The organism is Nitrospirota bacterium, from assembly GCA_035516965.1.
Classification (GTDB): domain Bacteria; phylum Nitrospirota; class UBA9217; order UBA9217; family UBA9217; genus MHEA01.
In genome coordinates this window covers 26321-49497 of record DATIZR010000043.1, presented here as the reverse complement: position 1 = coordinate 49497, position 23177 = coordinate 26321, and the positions used below count along the sequence as shown (strand labels likewise).

Below are 23177 nucleotides of genomic sequence, written 5' to 3'. Positions count from 1 at the left end.
ACGCGCCTGCTGCGCGGAGTTCCGTCCTTTCAGATATCCTCGAAATGCGTGAGCTGCTTGAATTCGCGGTACCGCCCCTCGATCTCCCGGTAATCAAGGCTCCTGAGCCGATCGAGGCTGAAAGCCTCGACATTAAGCGACGCCATGACACTGCCGAAGATCACGGCCTTTCGCATGCTGTCCTCTGAGAAGTTCATCGTGCTCGTGAGATAGCCCATAAAGCCGCCTGCGAAAGTGTCTCCCGCGCCGGTAGGATCAAAAACCGTCTCGAGCGGATACGCCGGAGCACTGAATACGCTGTGGCCGTTGAACATAAGCGCCCCGTAGCTCCCCTGCTTGACCACGACGGTCTTCGGTCCCATGGCCTGCACCGTCCTGGCCGCCTTCACCAGGCTTGCCTCGCCCGCTAGCTGCCGGATCTCCGCCTCGTTGATCGTGAGAACATCGACTTCCTTCAAGGTCCGCTTGAGCGCGTCGGGCTTGCTTGCTATCCAGTAATTCATGGTGTCGCAGGCAACCAGCTTCGGCCTGTTGACCTGTCTCAGTACGTCAAGCTGGATCTCCGGATCGACGTTCGCCAGGAACACGACGTCGGAACTCTTGAAATCGGGGGTGATGGCAGGCTTGAAGGTCGCCAGAACGTTCAGGTGGGTGGCCAGCGTCCTGGCCTCGTTCAGGTCATAACCATACTCGCCCTGCCACCGGAAGGTCTCGCCTGTCTGAACCTCCAGCCCGCGCGTATCGATATTCTTGCTCTTCAGGAACTGGATATGCTCCTTCGGGAAATCCTCGCCGATGACCGCGACCAGCCGGACATCGGTAAAATAGCTGGCAGATGTGGAAAAATACGTTGCCGAACCGCCTAGCGCGTTATCAACGTTCCCGAACGGGGTCTTGACGGAATCAAGTGCGACGGTACCGACAACGAGCAGACTCAAGAATGACCTCCGACAAATAATATATAACCACAGATGAACACTGATGAAACCGGTTCAATGGGTCTCCATCCCTCTAGAGAGAGTCTTCGACATTTTCGCATTCCCTGTGTTCATTTGTGGATACCTGGTTCCCGCATCCCGCTTCACTTCTTCTTCAAATATTTTCCGATGATCGGCGCAAGGTCGTTCTTCGTCTTCGCCGGCATCAGTTTCTGAGGAGTCATGATCGCGTTCCGGAGCGCATCGCCGCAGGAGCAGGACCTGGCCTCCGGCAGTGTCCGTACGGCTTCCCGGATTATGTCCTTGGATGCTTCGATATTGTGCCTCATCACTTCGAGAACGGCTTCGACCGTCACGGCCTCCTCGCTGTGATGCCAGCAGTCGTAGTCGGTCGCCAGGGCGATCGTGCTGTAGCAGATCTCCGCTTCGCGCGCCAGCTTCGCCTCCGTGGCGTTCGTCATCCCGATGACGTCAACGTCCCATTTCCGGTAGGTGAGCGACTCGGCACGGGTCGAGAACTGGGGCCCCTCCATGCAGAGGTAGGTGCCCTTGCGGTGGACCGTTGCTCCTACTTTCAGACCCGCCTCGATGAGCGTGGTGCAGAGGGTCCCGCACACCGGATCGGCCATGCCCACATGGGCCACGATGCCGTTTCCGAAGAACGTTGACCGGCGGTGTTTCGTGTGGTCGTAGAACTGGTCCGGAATGACGATGTGCCCCGGCTCGATCTCCTCCCGCATGCTGCCGACGGCGCTCACCGAGATGATCCGTTCCACGCCGAGCGTCTTCATGCCGCAGATGTTCGCCCGGTAATTGATGTCGGTGGGAAGGATGCGGTGGCCGCGGCCGTGGCGCGGAAGAAATGCCATTCTGATTCCGTGGAGCGTTCCGATGATGAAATCGTCGGACGGCCTGCCGAACGGGGTGGAGAGCCTGACGGTCCTGACCCTGGTCAACCCCTCCATTTCATACAGACCGCTTCCGCCGATCACGCCGACCCTGATCGCTTCTTTTCCTGCATTTCTCTGAGCCATGCCCGAGTGGTCCTTCGGTTTCCGGAATGGAGATACGCTGTCGATGAATTGGTCACTGGTCTGCTGCTGACAGGCAAACGACGTTCCGGATGCGCCGTCGCGCCGCGGATGCGGCGCTCTGAAGCCCTCAGCCCTGAACCGGCTGTTCCTGATCGGCTTTCTTCGCGTCCACCTCCAACAGCTCGATGGGCTTGTCGGGAATGATTGTCGAGATCGCGTGTTTGTAGACGAGCTGCTGGTTGTCCTGCTTCATCAGGATGACAAAGTTGTCAAAGCCCTTGATGGTGCCCGTAAGACGCGCACCGTTCACGAGGTACATTGTAACCGGGATCTTTTCCTTGCGCATCTGGTTCAGGAAAATATCCTGAAGATTCACCTGCGACTTTCCCATCCAGCCCTCCGGGAAGCACATGCACGCTCCGGTGCAGCGCATTCCTGACAAAATAATTTTGATCATCTTATACTAACTTATTTGAAATATCAACGGATTTCTTTATTCGCGCCCCAATTTCCCCGGGTTCGGTCAGGCCGGTCACGTCGATCCACACAGCATTCGGTTCCCGCCGAAACCAGGTGAACTGCCGCTTCGCAAAGCGCCTGGTATCACGCTTGAGCAGCATGATCGCCTCCTCCCGCGTCGTCCTGCCGAGAAAGAAGTTCATGAAGTGCTGATACCCGAGGCCCTGCAGGGACGGAAGTTCGGGGTCGTAGCCCCTCTCCCGGAGCGCCTTCACTTCGTCCTCGAGCCCCGCCGAAAGCATCTGCTCGACCCGTCGCTCGATGCGGGGATACAGCTCCGCCCTGCTTCTCGCCAGGAAAACCAGGGTGAACCGGTACGGTGCGTCCTGGAACGCATGCTCGCGGTGAAAATCCGAGAGCTTCCGGTCACGCAGATAGAACACCTCAAGCGCCCGGACCGTTCTCCGGAGATCATTCGGATGGATCTTGACGGCAGCCTCGGGATCGACCTTCACCAGGTCGGAATAGAGGCAGCCGGGGTCCTCCGATTCCCGTTTGAGGAGTTGTTCCCGGAGATCCAGGTCCGCCGGAGGCCCGTAGAACAGGCCGCGGGTAAGCGCCCGTATGTACAACCCCGTGCCGCCGACAACCAGGGGGACTCCTCCCGAGGAAAGGATACCCTCGATGGCAGTCCGCGCGTCACGGAGATAGTCGCCCACGCTGTAGGGCTGATCCGGCTCGACGATGTCGATCAGATGATGATAGACCAGCCTCCGCTGCTCAGCAGTCGGCTTCGCCGTGCCGATGTCCAGGGAGCGGTAGATCTGCATCGAATCGGCGCTCACGATCTCCGCGCCCAGTTCCCGGGCCAGCTGGATCGAGGCGTCCGTCTTGCCTACGGCAGTCGGCCCGGCAATGATCAGGATAGGTTTCTGCTCGGACATTGATCAGTAGTTGATGGTCTCGATCGGGAACTGGTTCTGGCGCCAGCCCTTCATATGACCGTCCAGGGAATAAATCTTTTCATACCCGGAGAGATACAGGGCCAAGCTGGAAATGCCCGAGCGCGGCCCGTGCTCGCAATAGAGCACCAGGGGATCGGTCTTCGGCAGCCCGAGCGCCGCCAGCCCCGAACGGATGGAATAGAACGGGATATGCACGGCGCCCGGCACATGGTCCCGGTCGTACTCCCCCTGGGACCTGACGTCGACGATCAGCGGCTGCCTGCCCTCCTGCATCTGCTGCAGGAGTTCCTCGCGGGTGATCCCCGTAGCGCAGGATGTGGAAAGGGCCAGTGCCGACACCAGCACAACGCCGGGAGCTATCATTCTTGCCATCATTGCCGCCTTCATAACCGCCTGAATACGCGATACAGGCGATTATATTCTTTTGAACATTTTCCTGATATCATCCACCGAGAAGCGGACCATGGTCGGCCTGCCGTGCGGGCAGGTATGCGGCATGCGGCACCGGGACAGGTCCGTCAGCAGGCGCTCCATCTCGCGGAAATCAAGCTTCCGGTGGACCTTGATAGCCGGGTGACAGGCCATCACGCTCAGGATCTCATCCCGCAGCTGCCCCGCCCTTCCGCTCGTGCCGTGAAGGCCGACCTCGTCAAGGATGTCAAGAAGCAGCCGCTTGTGGTCGGCACCCACGAGCAGTGCGGGCACCGTCTTGATCATGAAGGTTCCGTTCCCGAAATCCTCGACGATGAAGCCGACCGTGCCGAGTTCAGGGATGTGTTCCGCGAGCAGGGCGGCCTGAGCAGGGCCCACTTCGACCGGGAGGGGCACCAGAAGGTCCTGGAGCTGAATATCTCCGGCGGAAAATTGGTCCTGGAGCTTCTCGAACAGGACCCGTTCATGGGCCGCATGCTGGTCGATCATGGCCATGCCGTCCCGCGACTGCGCGATGATAAAGGAACTGTGGATCTGGGCTATGGGAACGAGGATATCGACGAGGTCTTCTCCCGGTAGCCGTTGCTGCACTGCCGAAGCCTGCGCAGCCCCGGCAGCTCCCGGGTCCCGGGGTTGATCCGGTCCCAGATCCGATTTTCTCCGGCCGTACAGGACCGACGGATAGGACCTCTCGTTTGCCCCATTCATCCGTCCCGTTCCGTATGCCGCAAGCGCTTCGCCGACCGATTCTGCACGGACCGTCGAGGCTCCCGGTTCCTGCTGCCCCGCGTGCATGGCCTGACCGCGCAGGCCTTCCCTGATGACATCACGCACAAGATCGTGGACCTGTGGCTGATTCCGGAACCGCACCTCCGCCTTGGCAGGGTGGACGTTCACATCGACCAGCGCCGGGTCAATGGAGATGAAAACAAAGGCCATCGGATGACGATCGCGCATCAGCATGTCGCCGTGAGCACCGTACAGCGCATGGGTAAGCGAAGCATTTCTGATCGCCCTGCCGTTCACGTAAAAGTCCTGGTACGTTCTGTCGGCGCGCGTGACGCCGGGCCTGCCGAGCAGGCCATACACCCGGATGGCATCCCTGCCGCCCGAGAACTCGGCCATCTGATCTGCAATTTCCGCTCCGTACAATTGAAACGTGCGTTCTCGCAGGGACTGCGATGCCGGAAGGTCCAAAACCTGCTTTTTGTTGTGCAATAGGCGGAACCGGACACCGGGGTGGGCCATGGCCAGCCGGGACAGCGCCGTCACGATGTGGGAAAACTCCGTTGCCGGGCTCTTCAGGAATTTGAGCCGTGCGGGAGTATTGAAGAACAAATGCGCTATTTCCATCGAGGTTCCCGACGGTGCAGCCGCCTCCGAAGCGGCTTTGAGCATTCCTCCTTCGATCTCGATCAGGATGCCGGCCGGCGACCCCCTTTTTGCCGTGATCATCCGCACCTGGGACACTGAGGCGATGCTCGAAAGTGCTTCGCCGCGGAAGCCCATGGTCCGAATCGCTTCGAGATCGCCGTCGCTCACAATCTTGTTTGTCGCATGGCGCTCGAATGCCATGCGGGCGTCTTCCCCCGACATCCCTGACCCGTCGTCCGTTACCCGGATCATGCGCCGTCCGGCCTGTTCGATGTCAACCGTGATTTCGGACGCACCTGCATCCAGGGAGTTCTCGACAAGTTCTTTCACGACCGACGCGGGCCGCTCCACCACCTCGCCGGCCGCTATTTTGTTAATGACATGATCGGGAAGAATTTTTATGAGAGAAGGCATAGACGAGAGCAGACTGAATCCACAGATCAATATTTCAGTTTCGCCTTTTCCTGGTTTGCGACGACCACGATCACCAGCCTGTCGGGATGGAGATACTTTCCCGCAACCCGCTGGATGTCTCCGCGCGTGACGGAATTGATCAATCCGGAATACTTCTGCGGATAATCGAGCCCGAGATGATATATCTCGATCGAGGTGAGCAGCGCTGCTATTTTCGCCGACGTGTCCATGCGGAGCGGAAAACTGCCCGTCAGATAGGCCTTGGCGTCGGCAAGTTCTTTTTCGGATACCGGTTCGCTCTGGATCCTGCGGATCTCTTTCAGGGTTTCGGCGATGACCTCGTTCGCCGACTCGTTCTTCGTCTGGATGCTCACCGAAAAGTGGCCGGTCTCCTTCTGTGCTGAAAAGGCACTGTGCACACCGTAGGCAAGGCCCTTGTTGTCACGGATATTGTCCATCAGGCGCGAGGAGAAGCCCCCGCCGCCCAAAATGTAGTTCATGATCAGGACCGCGTAGTAGTCCGGGTTCTCGCGGCTGATGCCGATATGGCCGAGGTCTATGCTCGCCTGGACGACGTTCATGTCGATCTTTTTCACGGTCACGGCATCGATGACCGGAACCGGGACGCTCGTCTCCGCAACAGGCTCTATCCGCTTCCAGCCTTTGAAGTATTCGTCCAGCAGCGGTATGATCTCTTTTTCCGTCACGTCACCGACCACCGCGATGATCGTCCCCGACGGGCTGTACCGGGAACGGTAAAAGTCAAGGATGTCCTGCCGCGTCAGCTTGGGGATGTATGCGGCCACATCATCGTTCGTCCGGCCGTAGGGATGATCGCCATAAACCAGTTTCTCGAACGCTTCACTGGCGACGATTCCCGGCTCCTCCTTCTGCCGCTGGATCTCTGCAAGCGTCGAGCGGACCTTGCGGTCGATCTCCTTCTGATCGAAGACAGGGTGCATGAGCACGTCCGAGAGCAGATCGAGCCCGGTCCGGAGGTCCTTTTTGAGCACTTTCAGGCCGGCCGAAGCGAAGTCGTCGCCGCCTCCCGTGGACAGCGAGCCGCCGATGAAATCGATCTCGCTGCTGATCTTCTGCGCCGTCCGGCGCTCGGTCCCCTGGGTCAGAAGAGCGGCCGTGATCGACGCGAGGCCCGGCTTGTCCGCAGGCACGGCTGCATTGCCCGCCCTGAGCGCGACATTGATCGTGACCATGGGGATATCATGCTTTTCCGAGAGCAGCAGGACCATGCCGTTCTCGAGCACGATGCGCTTCCCGATCGGCTGGGCTGGTGCCGCCAGAGGCAATGCCAAGAGGATCACGATCAGCGTGAGAGAGTTTATTATAGACTTCATAGCGATTGTTCTCCGTTCCTGCAGGGTTGCACGCTGCGGCCGTTAATGGTGTTCCATGATTCCCGACGATGTGTGCCCTCCCCTGTTCATGGCTTTTTCGCCGCTCTCCTTGATGGGCACCAGGATGCCCACCGTCCGGTTGTCTTCCGAAAAATATTCCTTGGCAACCCGCATGACATCGTCCTTGGTTACCGTCCGGATATTGCCGACGTACTTCTCGAGCAGTCTCCAGTCCGCCACGCTCTCGAACTGCCCGATCAGCATGGCCTGGTAAAAGATCGAATCCTGTCCCATGATAAAGCTCGACTCGATCTGGTTCTTAGCCTTCTGGAGCTCGTCGTCCGCGACCGGAACGGTCTTGAGCTTTTCGATCTCGGCATACAGGGCCTTTTCGACCTCGTCCGTTGTTTTGCCCGGCATCACCCCTGCATATACATAGAAGAGGTTCGGATCGTTCGCGATGTTGTCATAATCGCCTCCGGCATAGAGCGCGATCTGCTGATCATAGACAAGCGACCGGTACAGCCGGGAGCTCTTTCCCGACGAAAGGATGCCCTGCAGGACCTCCAGCGCATAGGTGTCAGGATTCTTGATATCGGGCGCGTGGTAGCCCGCAAATACGGCCGGGAGTTCGGCAGGCCTCCTGACCGTCACTCTCCGCTCTCCCTGCTGTTTCGGCTCGACAGCGCCGACCCTGGGAGGAGCAGGCTGGCTCGGGATGCGTCCGAAGTATTTCTCGATCTTGGGCAGGAGCGCCTTCGCGTCAAAATCGCCGGCCACGACGATCGTCGCATTGTTCGGCGCATAGTAGGCCCGGTAATGGGCAAAGAGGTCATCGCGGGTGATATTGTTGATGTCCGCCATCCAGCCGATGACCGGCCATTGATAGGGGTGCGCCATGAACGCCATGGCCATCATTTCCTCGACCATGGCCGAGGTCGGATCGTCGTCGGTCCTCATGCGACGCTCCTCCTTCACGACCTCGCGCTCCGACTGGAACGCGCTTTGTTCGATCAGCAGGTTCTGCATGCGGTCCGATTCGAGATCGAGCGAGATGTCGATGCGATCGGCGGAGAAGTTCTCGAAATACGCTGTGTAGTCCTTGCCGGTGAATGCATTATCATTCCCGCCGTTCCGCATCACGGTCTGGGAAAAGGTCTTGGGCCCGTGCTTGGCCGTGCCTTTGAACATCATGTGTTCGAGTAGGTGGGATATGCCCGTGGTCCCCAGTCTTTCGTTCCGCGAGCCGACCTTGTACCAGACCTGGAACGTCGCTACGGGGGACTTATGGTCCTCCTTCAACAGCACCTTCAGACCGTTCGGCAGCACTTTTTCCGTGACGTTCATGGTCTGGCCGTGAACAGCCGACGACAACAAAAGCGACAGAACGCCTGCAACCAGTAAAACTAGTATTCGGTTCATGCTTCCCTCTCCTGTTTCCCGGCGATGAAAAGACCGCTTCTCAGCAACAGATCAACTCATGGATCATCCATTACCGGCCCGTATGACCGAAGCCTCCGGGGCCTCGCGCGGTCCCGGATAATGATTCTACTTTCACGAACAGGGCCCTTTCCACCTTTGTGAAGACAAGCTGTGCGATCCGGTCACCCCGATGGATAGTAAACGGTTTTTCGCCGAAATTGAACAAAATTATGCCTATTTCGCCGCGGTAGTCCGCATCGATCGTACCCGGCGAATTCAGCAGCCCGATGCCGTGTTTGAGGGCCAGTCCGCTTCGGGGGCGGACCTGTCCTTCATACCCCTCGGGAATCGCGACCGCAATGCCGGTGGGGACCAGCTTCCAGGCACCCGCCGCAATGGCGGTCTCCCCTTCGACCGCCGCATACAGGTCCACGCCGGCTGCATGCTCCGTCTGATAGTGAGGAACGGGCAGCCCTTCGGCATTCGTGAGCTGCGTTATCTTGACCGTGAACTGGTCGAACATTGTTGGCAACCAAACAGTCAGGTAGCAGAAATCATCCGGCAGCATACGATGATATTCTTCTGTCCGCCGTCTCTAAATCTCCAGGACCGAATCCGGAACATCGGACTTGTTCAAGGGGCCGAGGATGGTAAGCGAGATGTTCTCCTTCGTAAAGAGGTGCTGCGCAAGGTGTTGCACCTGCTCGCGGGTAACCTTTTCCACGCCCTTGATGATATCGTCCATGGAAAGGTACTTGCCGAAATAGATCTCCTGGCGTGCAAGCCTGCTCATATGGCTGTTGCTGCTCTCGAGGGAGAGGACAAGACTCCCCTTGATCTGGTTCCTTACCCGCATCTCCTCCGCCGGTGTGATGCCTTCTTCCTGGATATTCCTGATCTCCTTCAGCACGAGTCTCACCACTTCGAGCGCATTCGACGGGTCTGTGCCGGCATAGATCGTGATGAGACCGGTGTCCCGGTACGCGGTAACGTAGGAATAGATGGAATAGGCAAGCGCGTTCTGCTCCCGTATCTCCTGGAAAAGACGGGAGCTCATGCTGTTCCCGAGAACGGTATTGAGCGCCGATGCCACGAAGCGGTTCTCATGAGCATAGTTCAGGCCCTTGCTGCCAATGCAGAGCTGCACCTGTTCAAGCTGTTTCTTCTTGACCGACACATCCCGGGTAAAGGCCGGGGTGGCCTCTTTCTTGGGGATCCCCGTGCGCGACAGTTTTCCGAAGCTCTGTTCCAGGAGATCAACAAGCCGGGCGTGCTCGAAATTCCCCGCAACGGAGATCACGATCTCCTTCGGGCAGTAGTAGTCGTTGATGTAGGACAGGATATCCGCATGCTTGAGCCCCTTGATGGTCTCCCGCGTGCCCAGGATGGGCCTGCCCAGGGAATTGCTGGGCCAGACGGTCGCCGTGAACAGTTCGTGGATGTAGTCATCGGGCGTGTCCTCAACGCTCTTGATCTCCTCAAGGATGACCTTGCGTTCCTTGTCCATTTCAACAGGATCGAACCGGGAGCCGAGGAGGATGTCGGAGAGAAGATCGATCGCGATGGGCAGGTGTTCATCGACGACCTTGACGTAGTACGTTGTCGTCTCCTGCGACGTGAACGCGTTCATCTCGCCGCCTATGGAGTCCATCTCGATGGCGATGTCCTTGGCGGTCCTCTTCTCTGTTCCCTTGAAAAACAGGTGCTCGATGAAGTGGGAGATGCCGCCCAGTTCCGGGGGCTCATGCCGGGAGCCGACCTTGACCCAGACACCGATGGAGACGGACCGGGACTTGGGAAGGGTCTCGGAAACGACCCGGATGCCGTTGGAAAGCGTGTCTTTTCTGTACATGGAGGTTCCTTAATGAGAAGAGGTAGTCGTCGGTGCACTCATCGTCACCGCAGGAACTCCCTCCACGGTAATTCGTCTCAACCCGTCGATGTCTTCGCTTGACGGCTCACGGCATTGTTTCGTTCCATGCCGGGAATATTATTTTTCCTTCTGGTTGTGGTTACCGCCGTGCAACTGGGCGGACCGCTCCTGCATGATCTTCTGAGACAGGTGGCTCGGTACGTCCTCGTACCCGGAGAATTCCATGGTATACATCCCCCTGCCGCTCGTGAGCGAGTTGAGCGACGGGGCATAGGAGAGCATCTCCGACATGGGAACCAGCGCCTTGATGGCCTGCCCGTTCGCCTGGGGAACGACTCCCTGCACTTTGCCGCGCCGGGAATTCAGGTCGCCGATCACGGCTCCCAGGGTGTCGTCCGGCGAGATCACCTCGACGCTCATGATCGGTTCGAGCAGAACGGGCTTGGCGGACTCCACGGCTTTCTTGAAACCCATGGAACCCGCTACCTTGAAGGCCATTTCCGAAGAGTCGACCGAATGATACGACCCGTCGAAAACCGTAACCCGGATGTCCACAACGGGATAGCCGGCGAGGGTACCCTCGTGCATGGCCTCGGCCACGCCCTTTTCCACGGCCGGGATATACTGGCGAGGGATCACGCCGCCCACGACCTTGTCGACGAATTCGAATCCACTCCCCCGCGGAAGCGGCTCGATCTTGATCCATGCGTCGCCGTACTGGCCGTGGCCGCCGGTCTGTTTCTTGTATTTCCCCTGTGCCTCGGCCTTCGCGCGGATGGTCTCCTTATAGGGCACCTTGGGGGTCTTCATCGTTACGTCCGCCCCGAACTTCCGCTTGAGCTTCTCCAGGGTGACTTCCAGGTGGACCTGTCCCATGCCCGACAGCACCATTTCCTTGGTCTGTTCGTCATAGGTGAACCGGAGCGTCGGGTCCTCCTCCAGGAGCTTGTGAATGCCGGTGCTCACCTTGTCGTCATCGCCCCGCGTCTTGGGCGCGATTGCGTAGGACATGACCGGGTCGGCGAACTTTGCGAAGTTCAGGACGATGGGATGCTGCTCCGAGCAGAGCGTATCACCCGTCACGGTTTCCTTCAGCTTAGCGACGGCTCCGATCTGACCCGCGGTCAGGGCCGGGGCGGACACCTGCTTCTTCCCCTGGATATGGAACAGGGTGCCTATTTTTTCTTTCATCTGTTTTGTTGAATTAAAAACCGCGGAGTCAGCCTTCAGGGTGCCGGCATACACGCGGACGAGAGACAGTTTTCCTGCAAAGGGATCGTTGATGGTCTTGAACACCATGGCGGCCAGATGCTCTTCGGCCGCGGGCTTGAGAGTGATCTCGGCTCCCGATTTCGTTTCGGTCCCCTTGATTTGGACGATCCTCGCGTGCTCGGCGGGCGACGGCAGGCACGTGATGATCATGTCCAGGAGCGGCTCGATCCCCATGTTCCTGACCGGAGAGCCGCACAGAACGGGCAGGAGCCCCCCCCCGGTCGTGCCGTGTTTGAGGCCTGCGATAAGATCCTCCTGGGAAAGATCACCCTTGTCCAGATACTTTTCAAGGAGGCTGTCCTCGGTCTCGGCGATCTGCTCCACCATCTTTTTCCGGTATGCGGCAGCCTGCTCCTTCATGTCCGCAGGGACGTCCTTTTCCTCGATCTTGCCGCTTCCGTCGTGGGCGAACATCCTCGCTTTCATCGTGATCAGATCAACAACGCCGGAGAATTTGTCCTCCAGGCCGATGGGCAGCTGGAGAACAACGGCATTCTTGCAGAAGTACTTCTCCATGTCGCCGATGGCCCGGAAAAAGTCGGCGCGTTCCTTGTCGAGTTTGCTGACGAAGGCAATGCGGGGGATCTCGTAATCGCAGGCAAAACGGTAGATCTTTTCGGTCTCTGCTTTCACACCGGAAATGGCCGAGATGATGAGCACGGCGCCGTCAACAGCGCGGAGGGTTCCCTTGGTCTCTTCCAGGAAATTGATGTATCCGGGAGTATCGATGATATTGAGCCTGACGCCCTTCCAGTCGACGTAGCCGAGGGCGGAGGTGATGGTGATCTTCCTCGCGATCTCTTCGGGTTCGTGCATGAAGACCGAGGTGTCATTATCCACGCTTCCCAGGAGCTCAACGGCGCCTCCGGCGAAGACCATGGCGTCGGCAAGCGAGGTCTTGCCTGCCGCCCCGTGCGAGAGAATGGCAATGTTGCGGATGTCCTTGATGTCTGCGCTTTTCATACGACACTCCTTTCGGACGATAATATGCTCTTATGCATTCATGCTACCAGATCTCGGATTTTATCTTGCCTCCCTGTTTCAGCAGTACGTCGACGACGGCTTCGTTGAAATAATTCGTACCACTACGGATGCCTTCATCCACCATGCTCTCATAATACTTCTTCCCCTCCGCCAGTTCGTCGGTCAACACGTCGAAGAGGCTGTCTTTTTCGATCCCCTCCTTGACCTTGGCCTGGTTGTACAGCAGGATATCGGACAGGATCGTCCGTGCCAACCGTCTTGCTTCATCTGGAGTTTTGATCAGTCTCATAGTCTTTCTCGCCCTTTGTGCCTCAGCTCAGGAAAGGATCTCGCCGATCACGGGTTTGTATTTCTGTGTTTTTTCCACCTTCTTATTATAGCCCCGGATGAACATGAAAGATACCACGAGACAGGCGGTCCCGGCGAGAAAAGCCCACAGGTCCGAGTCTGCAGCTCCGTACGCGATCGCCGTCTTCTTCGCCAGGATGGCCCCCGTGATGAATGCGGCCATCGGAATACCGTACAGGATGATCGAGGCCTTGAGATAGATCTGGGGCGCGATGACGACTTTGACCTTCTGGCCCTTCCGTGCCCCGAGCGGGTTCGCGGCCTCCATCAGCTCCTCATCGCCCGGATGACAGACACCGGAAGCGGCGCACTGTTCGCAGGCGCTTTTTTTCAGGATCGCCACTTTGGCCATATCTCCGTAAATTTCCGCTACGATGCCTTCTTCTTCGATCATCTGATAACCTCGACTGACATCAGGGACGGGACCGTCTGGATCCGGGAGGGGAAGCCCTTCGCCGGATCTCTGCCCTTTCAGCCCGGCTCCGGCTCACGGCTTTTTCTTCGCCCGGAGCAGTTTGAATTCAATGCTGTCCACGAGCGCCTGCCAGCTCGCCTCGATCACGTTCTCCGATACGCCGACGGTGCCCCACTTGTTCCTGCCGTCTCCGGATTCGATCAGGACGCGGACCCGCGCGGCCGTCCCCGCGGCGGCGGTCAGGACGCGCACCTTGTAGTCGATGAGCCGTACGCTCTCCAGTCCCTTGCCCGGGAAGTACTTCGGCAGCACCTTGCGAAGCGCCTTGTCCAGTGCATTCACCGGCCCGTTCCCCCAAGCGGCCGTGTGCTCGATATTGCCCCCCACCTCCACCGTAACGGTCGCTTCGCTGACCGCATTGGGATCGACCTTGCGCTTCTCCGTCAGGATGCGGTAGTCGATGCGATCGAACATGGAGAAGACGGACTCATAGCTGTGACCCGCGCGCAGCATCAGGAGCTCGAGCGATCCTTCCGCACCCTCGAATTCATACCCCTCGTTCTCGAGTTCCTTGACCTTTTTGAGGATCGTTCCGAGCTCGGGGCTGTCCCGGGTAAGCCTGATGCCGAGTTCCGCCGCCTTCTGAAGGATGTTGCTCCTGCCCGCCATATCGGAGACCAGGATGCGCCGCCGGTTCCCCACCAGCTCCGGCTTGATATGTTCATAGGTCAGCGAACTCTTTGCCATGGCATCGACGTGCACTCCGCCCTTGTGGGCAAATGCGCTGTCGCCGACGTAGGGCTGGCGCTTGCGATGCGGCAGGTTCGCCAGCTCATCCACATAACGCGACACGTCGCGCAAACGGGACAGGCTGGCGTCCGGGACGCATTCGATCCCGAGCTTCAGTTTAAGCGTCGGGATGAGGGAGCAGAGATTGGCGTTTCCGCACCGCTCACCATAGCCGTTCATCGTGCCGTGCACCTGGACCGCGCCCATCCGTATCGCCGTCAGTGAGTTCGCCACGGCGAGTTCGGCATCGTTGTGCGCATGGATTCCGAAGGGCGTCGCGATCGTCCTTTTCACCCGGGCGATGATCTCTTCGACTTCGTGGGGCAGCGTACCGCCGTTCGTGTCGCACAGGACGAGGCAGTCGGCGCCCGCTCCCTCCGCGGCGAGTAGCGTCTGGACGGCATACTCGGGGTTTGCCTTATATCCGTCGAAGAAGTGTTCGGCGTCGTAGACCACCTCATCAAGGTGTTTCTTCAGGAACGCTACGGAGTCCTCGATCATGTCGAGGTTCTCGTTCAGACTGGTCCCGAGCGCTTTCAGAACGTGCAGGTCCCAGGTCTTGCCGAAGATCGTTGCGACCGGCGCACCTGCGGAGACCAGCGCGCGCATGCTGGGGTCAGCGGCGGCCTTGAGCCGGGCGCGGCGGGTCGACCCGAACGCGGAGAGCTTCGCCTTCCTGAGCCTGACACGCCCCATCTCCTTGAAGAACTCCACGTCGCGGGGGTTCGAGCCAGGCCAGCCTCCCTCGATATAGTGGACGCCGAACTGGTCGAGCTTGCGCGCAACACGGATCTTGTCCTCGACCGAAAAATTCACATCCTCGGCCTGAGCACCGTCGCGGAGCGTGGTGTCGTATAGTTGCACTTTGGGCTTCATAGAATTCCGATAGAGAGTGAGGGTAAAGTTCAAACCCCGGCATTCGGAGGAGCGTCCCCTCCTGGCTCCTCACGGCATCATCACGCAGCTTTGTCCATCTCAAAAGCGTCGTGCAGCACCCGGACGGCAAGCTCCGTATACTTCGCATCGATCACGCAGGAAATCTTGATCTCCGACGTGCTGATCATCATGATGTTGATGCCTTCCTTGGCCATTGCCGAGAACATCTTCGCCGCCACACCGGAGTGAGAGCGCATGCCCACGCCGACGATCGATATCTTGGCAATATCTTCCTTGATGTTCACATTTTTCGCGCCGATCTCGGCCACGACCTTCTTCATGACCTCCAGAATCTTCTTGGCATCGGTCCTCGGCACCGTGAATGACATGTCCGTGAGGCCGCCCTCGCCGATGTTCTGAATGATCATATCAACCACCACGTTGTTGTCCGAAATGGTATTGAAGATATTCGCTGCAACGCCCGGCTTGTCCGGCACACCCTGGACCGTCACCTTCACCTGATTCTTGTCATATGCCACGCCGGACACGACCACCTTCTCCATATCTGCATCCTCCTTGGTCACCAGGGTACCCGGGTTGTCGTTGAAGCTCGAGAGCACCCGCACCGGTACATTGTATTTTTTCGCGAACTCGACGGACCGGGTCTGGAGCACTTTGGCCCCGAGGCTCGCCAGTTCGAGCATCTCGTCATAGGATATCTTGTCGAGCTTTCGCGCCTGCGGGACCATGTTGGGGTCCGTCGTATAGACGCCGTCAACGTCGGTGTAGATATCGCAGACGTCTGCCTTCAGCGCCGCGGCAACGGCCACGGCAGAGAGGTCCGACCCCCCGCGGCCGAGCGTGCTGACATCATCCTTTTCCGTGATGCCCTGAAAGCCCGCAACCACGGCGATCTTGCCTTCCCTGACGGCACACCGCAGCCGTTCTCCGGTGATTTTCTCAATGCGAGCCCGGGTATGGACGCTGTCCGAGATGATCCCGGCCTGCCGGCCCGTGAAGGACTGCGCCTTGTGCCCGAGAGACTGGATCGCCATGGCGAGCAGCGCGATGGTGACCCGCTCCCCTGTGGATACGAGCATGTCCATTTCCCGGGGATCGGGATTCTCGCTCACCTGGTTGGCCAGGTTGATAAGCTTGTCCGTTTCCCCGCTCATGGCAGATACGACCACCACGACGTCATGACCCTCCTCTTTGGTCCGTACAACCCGTCTCGCCACGTTCCTGATACGTTCGGGATTCCCAACGGACGTACCGCCGTATTTCTGAACTATGAGCACCCTTCTCCTCCGTTGTTCTGGTAATAATCGTCGCCACAGAGAGCACAGAGAATAAAATAAATATCGAAATTTGGAATTTTGAACCCTGAATATTTTTTGAGACCGATCTGTCCTCCGCGGCTCAATTTATTTATGCTTCATTTCTTCAAAAAATAATCCATCAGCTGGTACCCTTCTTTGAAGACGAGCGCGTCCTTCCGCAGCGCGATCCGTTCGTCGTAGTGTACCGGATCCCCGGTTCGCTCCTGCCTGTTGTCGAACAGAACGAAGGGGACCGGCTCGCTTGAATGGGTCCTGAGCTCGAGCGGAGTCGGATGGTCCGGAAGAACCAGGATCCGGTACTCGTCAAACTGCTTCATGCCGTGCATGATGTTTCCTACGATGAATTCATCGAAGTCCTCGATTGCCTTCATCTTGTTCTTGAGGTCGCCCGTGTGCCCCGCTTCATCGGGAGCCTCGACGTGGACGTAGACGATATCCCTGGCCTTGAGCGCCCAGAGCGCGTGCTCTGCTTTGCCGACATAGTTCGTATCGATCCAGCCCGTTGCGCCGGGGACATCGATCACTTCAAAACCCGCGTAAATGCCGATCCCTTTGGTAAGGTCGACCGCCGAGATCATCGCCCCTTCCAGTCCATACTTCTCCCGGAAGGTCGGCATGCTCGGCCTTCGCCCCTGGCCCCAGAGCCAGATGCTGTTCGCAGCACGTTTGCCGTTCTCCAGCCTTTTCCTGTTCACGGGATGGGACGTGAGCAGGTCCACGGATGCCTCCATGAGCCCGTTGATCGTCTCCTTGCCCTCACCGCGGGCCAGATAGTCCTGAATTTCCTTGTCCTGGATGTCGTGGGGAGGCGTGCACTCGGTCCCGTCATTGCCTCCCTTCCAGACCATGAGATGACGATAACTCACTCCCGGGTAAAAACGGATGCGGTCCGTGCCCAGCCTGCCGTCGATCTCCTCGATCAGAACGCGCGCCTCCTGGCTGCTGATGTGGCCCGCGCTGAAATCCTCCATGACGGCGCGGCGCCCGCCGCCGGCGGTCATGCCGCCGGTGATGCGGAGCGTAACCAGATTGCAGCGGAAGGCGACATCATCGGGAGCCAACTCAACCCCGATGCTTGCCGCTTCCAGGGGTGAACGGCCGGTATAGTACTTCCGGGGATCATAGCCCATGACGGTTAGGTTTGCCACATCGCTCCCCGGGGGGAATCCTTCAGGCACCGTGTGGACCATCCCCACCTGGCCCGCCGTCGCAAGCTGATCGAGATTGGGCGTCTTCGCCGCCTCCAGACAGGTTTTCCCCCCCAGCATCGCGTGCGGCCGGTCGGCCATTCCATCGCCAAGCAGAATAATATATTTCATAGAAGAACTATCGCCCTGACGCCCAGCATCGATACATCGCAGACCGGGCAGTTCCGTCCGCTCCGACCGCTGGTGTGGTATCCGGCGCGGAACCCTGGCAAAAAAAGGGAATCATCACGCGCCTGGGACGTCCCCTTCCGTGGTTTCGACAGCTACGCCCCGCTCCTTCAGGTACGCAATCCCTTCCTCGAGTTTCTTTTCCGTGCCCTCAAGCTCCAGCACCACTTCACCAACCGACTCGGTTACCTTGGCGCGCCTGATATTCGGCATGATGTCGAATTTTCTGGCCATGGTGAAGATCACCGGCTCCTTGATCAGGTCCTGAGGAAATGTCAATTTGACTCTCTTTGTAGCCATCCTCTTCTCCTTGACCGGCAGCAATCGAATACTTGCGAATGGGATGAGGCAGAGAAGCGGCGATCTCACGAATCCTCGATGCTTCCCGCCAGGAAGGCCGGTCGTTACTTCCCTCCCGCTATGGCCGGTACGATCGATATGTCGTCTCCGTCCTTGAGGGCGGTCTCCTCCCTGTTCACAAAACGGATGTCCTCTTCATTCACATAGATGTTGATGAACCGCCGTATCTTTCCGCCCTCGGACAGCCGCTCCTTCATTCCCGGGTAGTCCCTTTCGAGAGCGTCCACGAGTTCCGCAATGTTCTTCGCACTGCATTCCACTTCGGCCTTGCCGTTCGTGATCTTCTGCAACGGCGTCGGGATCCTAACCTTAATAGCCATGCATTCCTCCTCCTGGATGATGAAACTCCTGTCACCGTCCTTTCCGAGGACGATGACGTTCTCCCGGTTACAGCACCGTCACCGTTACTTCTGCTACCTTGCCTTCTTCTATGGAAAAACCCCGTGCCACCGGTTTGGAGCGGTCCATCAGGGACAGAATGACGTAGATCGCGTCGGGGTAGTTCGGGAGCTGCGTTCCGGGCCAGTAGGCCTGCTCCACATCAACAGAGGAAGGATATGCCTGACCGGTTGGATGGGAATGGAACAGGCCGATCATCTCGAGGCCGCTGTCCCTGATGTTCTTCATCACGCGGAACTGCTCCTCGGGGTCCATTTCGTAGTAATCGGGACCCGGCTTTGCGTTCCTCATGGGATATACCTTCTCCACGCTTCCATTCCTGCCACCCAACATGCCGCAGGCTTCGTTCGGGTAGCCGGCAAGGCAGTGTTCCACGATGACCTGAAGGTCGCTTTTATTTATTTTCAGCATAAGGCCCACGCATTCCAAAATCGAACCGGGCAGCACAACAAGGGCTGCCCCTGCATTCCGCTCTCCGTCATCTCAATGGTGCATGGAGCAGAACTGCTCGTAATCGATCAGTTCGGTTATCGTCGGATGCTCTCCGCAAACAGGGCATTCCCGGTTTCGCGGGACCTTGACAGTGCGGAAGTGCATGTCCAGAGCGTTCCACAGCAGGAGTCTGCCCTTGAGCGCGTGACCTATTCCCAGGATAGCCTTGATGACCTCGGTCGCCTGGATCGTGCCGATCACACCGGTCACGACACCGAGGATGCCGGCTTCCTGGCACGACGGGACCATGCCCGGCGGCGGCGGGACCTCGAAGAGGCAGCGGTAGCAGGGGCCTTCCCCCGGCACGATGGTCATCACCTGCCCCTCGAACCGGAAGACGGCCGCGCTCACCAGCGTTTTCTTGAGCATGACGCAGGCATCGTTCACGAGATACCGCGTCGGGAAGTTATCGCTCCCATCCACAACGATGTCGTAGTCCTTAATGATGTTCTTGATGTTCGCAGACGTGAGCCGCTCCTTGTGGGTCACGACGTTAACGTCGTGGTTCAGCGTCTCGTAGGTCTCCTTGGCCGAATCGGCCTTCAGCACGCCGATCCTGCCCGTATTATGAGCGATCTGGCGCTGGAGATTCGATATTTCGACACGATCGTTGTCGATCACGCCGATGGTGCCCACGCCGGCAGCGGCAAGATAGTATCCGACCGGGGAGCCGAGTCCTCCTGCGCCGACAAGCACGACCTTGGCGTTCAATATCCGTTCCTGGCCGTCGCCCCCCACTTCGGGAAGCAGGATATGCCTGCTGTACCTCAGTATCTGGTCTTCCGTAAATTCCATGATGATCACCTTGTATCCACTGGTCCCGATGTTGTCGGGGCACGCGGAGAAACACAGGAACAATAAATCGAAGCGACTTCCCTCGGTGTTAATCCGTTTTCATCGGTGGTTACACTTATCCTTTTTTCTTCTCTTTCTCTTTTCGAACAAAGATATGCCACTCTTTTTCCGCAGTCTGATCGACCTTCAGAACCTTCTGTCCCTCGTTCTCCATGCTCTTCGGTACGTTTTCGGATGCAGGTTTGTGGTCGGTGACGATCTCGAGCACCTCGCCAAGGTTCATTTTTTCAATGGTCAGCTTGGAACGCACAAACGTATAGGGGCAGACCTGGCCCTTGATATCGAGGATCTTATCTGGCTTGAATTCTTCGGCCATGACAAACTCCCGGGTACCTTACCCAGCAAAATATTAAAATAATGACTATAAGGCAGTTACGACATTTCGACCATAGCATGTTGAAAATCGAACTTTTCGTCTACCCCTGGCTGCTTTCTTCGACCCTGATGACAAGGGTCGGACCGGCCACACAATCCATGGTATTGATCTCATCAAGCGCTTTCCGCACATCACGCTCGACCGCCTCATGGCTCATCATGACCAGCGGCACTGCCGCGGCAGCGCCCCGCCCCTTCTGGATCACGGACGAGATGCTGATATTGTTCCTGCCGAGCACTCCGGAGATCCGCGAAAGAACGCCCGGCCTGTCCATGGCCGAAAAGCGGAGATAGTAACAGGACGTGATGTCCTCCATCTTTCTGATCCTGAGCGGTGCGCGGTCCCGGAAGGCCGCGACCGGGGACCTGTTTACGCAGCCGGCGAGGATGTCCCGACCGATATCGATGATATCGCTCACCACGGCGCTTCCCGTCGGCATGTCGCCGGCCCCCCTTCCGTAGAACATGGTGGAGCCAACGGCGTCGCCAACGACCGAAAGCGCGTTGAACACTCCGTCCACCGTCGCGATCGGATAGGACTCGGGCAGCATGGTCGGATGCACCCTCGCCTCCACTTCACCGTTCACCATTTTCGTGATCGCCAGCAGTTTGATCTTGCACCCCAGTTCCTTCGCGAAATCGATGTCCAGTGGCGTGATCTTGGATATGCCCTCGGTATAGATGTCCTCGAACTTCACCGGTGTGCCATAGGCAAGCATGGTCAGGACGGCAAGTTTGTGCGCCGAATCGATCCCCTCGATGTCGAAGGTCGGGTCCGCCTCGGCATAGCCCATGGACTGGGCCTCCTTCAGGACCTCCTCGAACTTCCTGCCTTCGTTCGTCATGAGCGTCAGGATGTAATTGCAGGTACCGTTCACAATGCCGTAAATGGACCTTAGGTTGTTCGCCGCAAGGCCGTTCCTGATGGCGGCGAGGATCGGGATGCCGCCTGCGACGGACGCTTCGAATCCCAGGGTGACTCCGGACTTCTCTGCGGCAGCATAGATCTCTTCACCGTGCACGGCGAGCAGCGCCTTGTTCGCGGTCACCACATGTTTTTTGTTCCTGATCGCCTCGAGCATGAACTCCCTCGCAGGCTTATACCCTCCGATGAGCTCCACCACGATATCGATGTCAGGATCACTTACGATCTCCTGCGCACTGGTCGTGAGCTTCACCTCACCAAGCCTGATACCGCGGTCGCGCTTGATGTCGAGGTCCGATATCTTCTTCAGGACGACCGGAGCGCCAAGCCTCTTCTTGATGACTTCAGCGTTCTCGATCAGGATGCGCGCCGTTCCCGTCCCGACCGTGCCAAAGCCAATAATGCCCACATTGATTGATTTCTTGGATGACATAGACGTCCACCTTGAGTTGTAAAACTTAAATTCGAAGCCTCATATTCTAAACGATGTAAAACGACAATAGAGGAATGTTGAAAAATCCGCTCAAGATTTAGAAATCAGGATTGAGATTTTATTTCTGCAGCGCCTTCCTGATGCCCCTGGCAGCCTGGCGCAGCCGCTGCTCGTTCTCAATGAGGGCGAAGCGCACATAGTGATCGCCGTATTCGCCGAAACCGATGCCAGGAGAGACCGCGACCTTCGCTTCCCTGATCAAATGTTTGCAGAACTCCAGGGAACCCTTCTTCCTGAAGGGCTCGGGGATCTCGGCCCAGACAAACATGGTTGCCTTCGGCTTTTCTATGCCCCAGCCGGACTTTCCGAGGCCTTCGATGAGCGCGTTCCTCCGCGACTGGTACATGTCGGAGGTCTGCTTGACGCACTTCTGCGGACCATTCAGGGCAATGATCGAGGCGATCTGGATCGGCTGGAACATACCGTAGTCAAGATAGCTCTTTATCTTGATGAGCGCGCCGACGACCTCCCTGTTCCCGACGCAGAAGCCGACACGCCAGCCGGCCATGTTGAAGCTTTTCGTCAGGCTGTAAAACTCCACGCCTACATCCTTCGCACCTTTAGCCTGCAGAAAGCTCGGCGCCCGGTACCCGTCGAAGTTCAGATCGGCATAGGCGAGATCATGGACGACAATGATGTCGTTCTCCCGGGCAAAGTCGGCGATCTTCTGAAAGAACGCGACATCCACGACGGCGGTGGTCGGGTTGTTCGGGAAGTTGATGATCAGCATCTTTGGCCGCGGCCACGTGTTCTTGAAGGCCTCCTGCATGTCGGCAAGGAAGTCTCCTTCCTTCCTGAGGGGAATCGAACGCACCTCGCCGCCCGCGATGATGACGCTGTAGGGATGGATCGGATAGGCCGGTGTGGTCGTGAGAACCACGTCCCCGGGCTCGATTACGGCAAGTGCAAGGTGGGACAGCCCCTCCTTGGATCCGATCGTGACCACGGCCTCGGTTTCGGGATCAAGCTCAACGCCGTAGTTCCTCCGATACCGGTCGCAGATGGCGGTACGAAGCTTTGTTATGCCCCTGGACGCTGAATAGCGATGGTTCCTGGGATTCTGTGCGGCCTCGACAAGTTTGTCCACGATGTGCCGAGGCGTAGGCTGGTCGGGATTGCCCATGCCCAGGTCGATAACGTCCTCGCCGCGCTTGCGCGCCTCAATCTTCATGGCGTTCACGATTCCGAAGACATAGGGCGGCAGCCTCTTGATCCGGGCATAGCGATCAGGCATTTCTATCTCTTTCTTTTTCAATGACTTTAACGGCCCTAACCATGCAATTTAAAAAGTAAAATTGATAATAGAACAGTAGTGAAATTTTGTCAATAAAAAATACTCTCCCCTTCCAGTGCTACGGTGCATAGGTGAAGTTAAAGGGCCGAACCTTTTTGTCAGACTGCTGTCGTGAGCCGACCTGATAGAGTCGTAACCCGCAACCACCCCGTCCAGATGCTCAATTTGGTATTATCGCAATGAGCTTAAGTATAATGGGGCTCATCACTATGCAAGAATGGCTGAACTCAGCGTAAATTTCGATTTGATTTCACCTCTTGATTATGTTGATTTACCAGCCTGATATAAGACTTTATACCTAGGCATGCATCAGCATCT

At 57.9% G+C, this 23177-nt stretch carries 23 protein-coding genes; all 23 read right to left on the bottom strand.

What is annotated here, in order from left to right; translation table 11 throughout:
- Nucleotides 1–29: 29 nt before the first annotated feature.
- Complete coding sequence (locus VL197_06185; GenBank protein HUJ17563.1) at nucleotides 30–938, bottom strand: PfkB family carbohydrate kinase; 909 nt, start codon at nucleotides 936–938, stop codon at nucleotides 30–32.
- Between the two features lie 143 nt (nucleotides 939–1081).
- Nucleotides 1082–1972: an S-methyl-5'-thioadenosine phosphorylase gene (gene mtnP, locus VL197_06180; GenBank protein ID HUJ17562.1), complete on the bottom strand. Its 891-nt coding sequence runs from the start codon at nucleotides 1970–1972 to the stop codon at nucleotides 1082–1084.
- Nucleotides 1973–2099: 127 nt separating this feature from the next.
- Entirely contained in the window at nucleotides 2100–2363 is a 264-nt protein-coding gene (gene hfq / locus VL197_06175; GenBank protein HUJ17561.1) for an RNA chaperone Hfq, read from the bottom strand.
- Between the two features lie 67 nt (nucleotides 2364–2430).
- Complete coding sequence (gene miaA / locus VL197_06170; GenBank protein HUJ17560.1) at nucleotides 2431–3375, bottom strand: tRNA (adenosine(37)-N6)-dimethylallyltransferase MiaA; 945 nt, start codon at nucleotides 3373–3375, stop codon at nucleotides 2431–2433.
- Nucleotides 3376–3378: 3 nt separating this feature from the next.
- The gene (locus tag VL197_06165) at nucleotides 3379–3771 is read right to left on the bottom strand and encodes a rhodanese-like domain-containing protein (GenBank protein HUJ17559.1); all 393 of its coding nucleotides are present in this window, start codon (nucleotides 3769–3771) and stop codon (nucleotides 3379–3381) included.
- Between the two features lie 39 nt (nucleotides 3772–3810).
- Complete coding sequence (gene mutL, locus VL197_06160) at nucleotides 3811–5616, bottom strand: DNA mismatch repair endonuclease MutL (protein ID HUJ17558.1); 1806 nt, start codon at nucleotides 5614–5616, stop codon at nucleotides 3811–3813.
- Nucleotides 5617–5642: 26 nt separating this feature from the next.
- The gene (locus VL197_06155; GenBank protein ID HUJ17557.1) at nucleotides 5643–6971 is read right to left on the bottom strand and encodes a pitrilysin family protein; all 1329 of its coding nucleotides are present in this window, start codon (nucleotides 6969–6971) and stop codon (nucleotides 5643–5645) included.
- 42 nt (nucleotides 6972–7013) lie between these two features.
- On the bottom strand, nucleotides 7014–8393 hold the full coding sequence (locus VL197_06150; protein ID HUJ17556.1) for a pitrilysin family protein: 1380 nt from the start codon (nucleotides 8391–8393) through the stop codon (nucleotides 7014–7016).
- 70 nt (nucleotides 8394–8463) lie between these two features.
- Complete coding sequence (dut, locus tag VL197_06145) at nucleotides 8464–8916, bottom strand: dUTP diphosphatase (GenBank protein HUJ17555.1); 453 nt, start codon at nucleotides 8914–8916, stop codon at nucleotides 8464–8466.
- Between the two features lie 72 nt (nucleotides 8917–8988).
- A complete protein-coding gene (locus VL197_06140; protein HUJ17554.1) occupies nucleotides 8989–10245 on the bottom strand; it encodes a pitrilysin family protein in 1257 nt (418 codons plus the stop codon).
- 138 nt (nucleotides 10246–10383) lie between these two features.
- Nucleotides 10384–12501, bottom strand: coding sequence for an elongation factor G (fusA, locus tag VL197_06135; protein ID HUJ17553.1), 2118 nt, complete (start codon nucleotides 12499–12501; stop codon nucleotides 10384–10386).
- A gap of 43 nt (nucleotides 12502–12544) precedes the next feature.
- The gene (locus tag VL197_06130) at nucleotides 12545–12811 is read right to left on the bottom strand and encodes a hypothetical protein (GenBank protein ID HUJ17552.1); all 267 of its coding nucleotides are present in this window, start codon (nucleotides 12809–12811) and stop codon (nucleotides 12545–12547) included.
- 27 nt (nucleotides 12812–12838) lie between these two features.
- The gene (locus VL197_06125) at nucleotides 12839–13264 is read right to left on the bottom strand and encodes a SoxR reducing system RseC family protein (GenBank protein HUJ17551.1); all 426 of its coding nucleotides are present in this window, start codon (nucleotides 13262–13264) and stop codon (nucleotides 12839–12841) included.
- 93 nt (nucleotides 13265–13357) lie between these two features.
- On the bottom strand, nucleotides 13358–14950 hold the full coding sequence (gene cimA / locus VL197_06120) for a citramalate synthase (protein ID HUJ17550.1): 1593 nt from the start codon (nucleotides 14948–14950) through the stop codon (nucleotides 13358–13360).
- An 80-nt stretch (nucleotides 14951–15030) separates the two neighbouring features.
- Nucleotides 15031–16248 carry an aspartate kinase gene (locus VL197_06115; GenBank protein HUJ17549.1) on the bottom strand — a complete coding sequence of 406 codons (1218 nt, stop codon included), beginning with the start codon at nucleotides 16246–16248 and terminating at the stop codon, nucleotides 15031–15033.
- A gap of 137 nt (nucleotides 16249–16385) precedes the next feature.
- Nucleotides 16386–17609, bottom strand: a complete 1224-nt coding sequence (locus VL197_06110; GenBank protein HUJ17548.1) for a cofactor-independent phosphoglycerate mutase — start codon at nucleotides 17607–17609, stop codon at nucleotides 16386–16388.
- 114 nt (nucleotides 17610–17723) lie between these two features.
- On the bottom strand, nucleotides 17724–17966 hold the full coding sequence (locus tag VL197_06105) for an NIL domain-containing protein (protein ID HUJ17547.1): 243 nt from the start codon (nucleotides 17964–17966) through the stop codon (nucleotides 17724–17726).
- 104 nt (nucleotides 17967–18070) lie between these two features.
- Entirely contained in the window at nucleotides 18071–18346 is a 276-nt protein-coding gene (locus tag VL197_06100; protein HUJ17546.1) for a MoaD/ThiS family protein, read from the bottom strand.
- A 67-nt stretch (nucleotides 18347–18413) separates the two neighbouring features.
- A complete protein-coding gene (locus VL197_06095; protein HUJ17545.1) occupies nucleotides 18414–18836 on the bottom strand; it encodes a M67 family metallopeptidase in 423 nt (140 codons plus the stop codon).
- Between the two features lie 72 nt (nucleotides 18837–18908).
- Nucleotides 18909–19715: a molybdopterin-synthase adenylyltransferase MoeB gene (gene moeB / locus VL197_06090; protein ID HUJ17544.1), complete on the bottom strand. Its 807-nt coding sequence runs from the start codon at nucleotides 19713–19715 to the stop codon at nucleotides 18909–18911.
- 112 nt (nucleotides 19716–19827) lie between these two features.
- Nucleotides 19828–20088, bottom strand: a complete 261-nt coding sequence (locus VL197_06085) for a sulfurtransferase TusA family protein (protein HUJ17543.1) — start codon at nucleotides 20086–20088, stop codon at nucleotides 19828–19830.
- 100 nt (nucleotides 20089–20188) lie between these two features.
- A complete protein-coding gene (locus tag VL197_06080) occupies nucleotides 20189–21505 on the bottom strand; it encodes a homoserine dehydrogenase (GenBank protein HUJ17542.1) in 1317 nt (438 codons plus the stop codon).
- A 118-nt stretch (nucleotides 21506–21623) separates the two neighbouring features.
- Nucleotides 21624–22799, bottom strand: a complete 1176-nt coding sequence (locus VL197_06075; protein ID HUJ17541.1) for an aminotransferase class I/II-fold pyridoxal phosphate-dependent enzyme — start codon at nucleotides 22797–22799, stop codon at nucleotides 21624–21626.
- Nucleotides 22800–23177: the final 378 nt, after the last annotated feature.

Coding starts and splice junctions, on each gene's coding strand:
- fusA (HUJ17553.1), bottom strand. CDS start 12,501: ATGAAAAGCGCAGACATCAAGGACATCCGCAACATTGCCATTCTCTCG.
- dut (HUJ17555.1), bottom strand. CDS start 8,916: ATGTTCGACCAGTTCACGGTCAAGATAACGCAGCTCACGAATGCCGAA.
- miaA (HUJ17560.1), bottom strand. CDS start 3,375: ATGTCCGAGCAGAAACCTATCCTGATCATTGCCGGGCCGACTGCCGTA.
- hfq (HUJ17561.1), bottom strand. CDS start 2,363: ATGGGAAAGTCGCAGGTGAATCTTCAGGATATTTTCCTGAACCAGATG.
- VL197_06150 (HUJ17556.1), bottom strand. CDS start 8,393: ATGAACCGAATACTAGTTTTACTGGTTGCAGGCGTTCTGTCGCTTTTG.
- VL197_06125 (HUJ17551.1), bottom strand. CDS start 13,264: ATGATCGAAGAAGAAGGCATCGTAGCGGAAATTTACGGAGATATGGCC.
- mutL (HUJ17558.1), bottom strand. CDS start 5,616: ATGCCTTCTCTCATAAAAATTCTTCCCGATCATGTCATTAACAAAATA.
- VL197_06110 (HUJ17548.1), bottom strand. CDS start 17,609: ATGAAATATATTATTCTGCTTGGCGATGGAATGGCCGACCGGCCGCAC.
- VL197_06100 (HUJ17546.1), bottom strand. CDS start 18,346: ATGGCTATTAAGGTTAGGATCCCGACGCCGTTGCAGAAGATCACGAAC.
- VL197_06075 (HUJ17541.1), bottom strand. CDS start 22,799: ATGCCTGATCGCTATGCCCGGATCAAGAGGCTGCCGCCCTATGTCTTC.
- VL197_06085 (HUJ17543.1), bottom strand. CDS start 20,088: ATGGCCGAAGAATTCAAGCCAGATAAGATCCTCGATATCAAGGGCCAG.
- mtnP (HUJ17562.1), bottom strand. CDS start 1,972: ATGGCTCAGAGAAATGCAGGAAAAGAAGCGATCAGGGTCGGCGTGATC.
- VL197_06140 (HUJ17554.1), bottom strand. CDS start 10,245: ATGTACAGAAAAGACACGCTTTCCAACGGCATCCGGGTCGTTTCCGAG.
- VL197_06105 (HUJ17547.1), bottom strand. CDS start 17,966: ATGGCTACAAAGAGAGTCAAATTGACATTTCCTCAGGACCTGATCAAG.
- VL197_06080 (HUJ17542.1), bottom strand. CDS start 21,505: ATGTCATCCAAGAAATCAATCAATGTGGGCATTATTGGCTTTGGCACG.
- VL197_06130 (HUJ17552.1), bottom strand. CDS start 12,811: ATGAGACTGATCAAAACTCCAGATGAAGCAAGACGGTTGGCACGGACG.
- VL197_06095 (HUJ17545.1), bottom strand. CDS start 18,836: ATGCTGAAAATAAATAAAAGCGACCTTCAGGTCATCGTGGAACACTGC.
- VL197_06165 (HUJ17559.1), bottom strand. CDS start 3,771: ATGATGGCAAGAATGATAGCTCCCGGCGTTGTGCTGGTGTCGGCACTG.
- VL197_06155 (HUJ17557.1), bottom strand. CDS start 6,971: ATGAAGTCTATAATAAACTCTCTCACGCTGATCGTGATCCTCTTGGCA.
- cimA (HUJ17550.1), bottom strand. CDS start 14,950: ATGAAGCCCAAAGTGCAACTATACGACACCACGCTCCGCGACGGTGCT.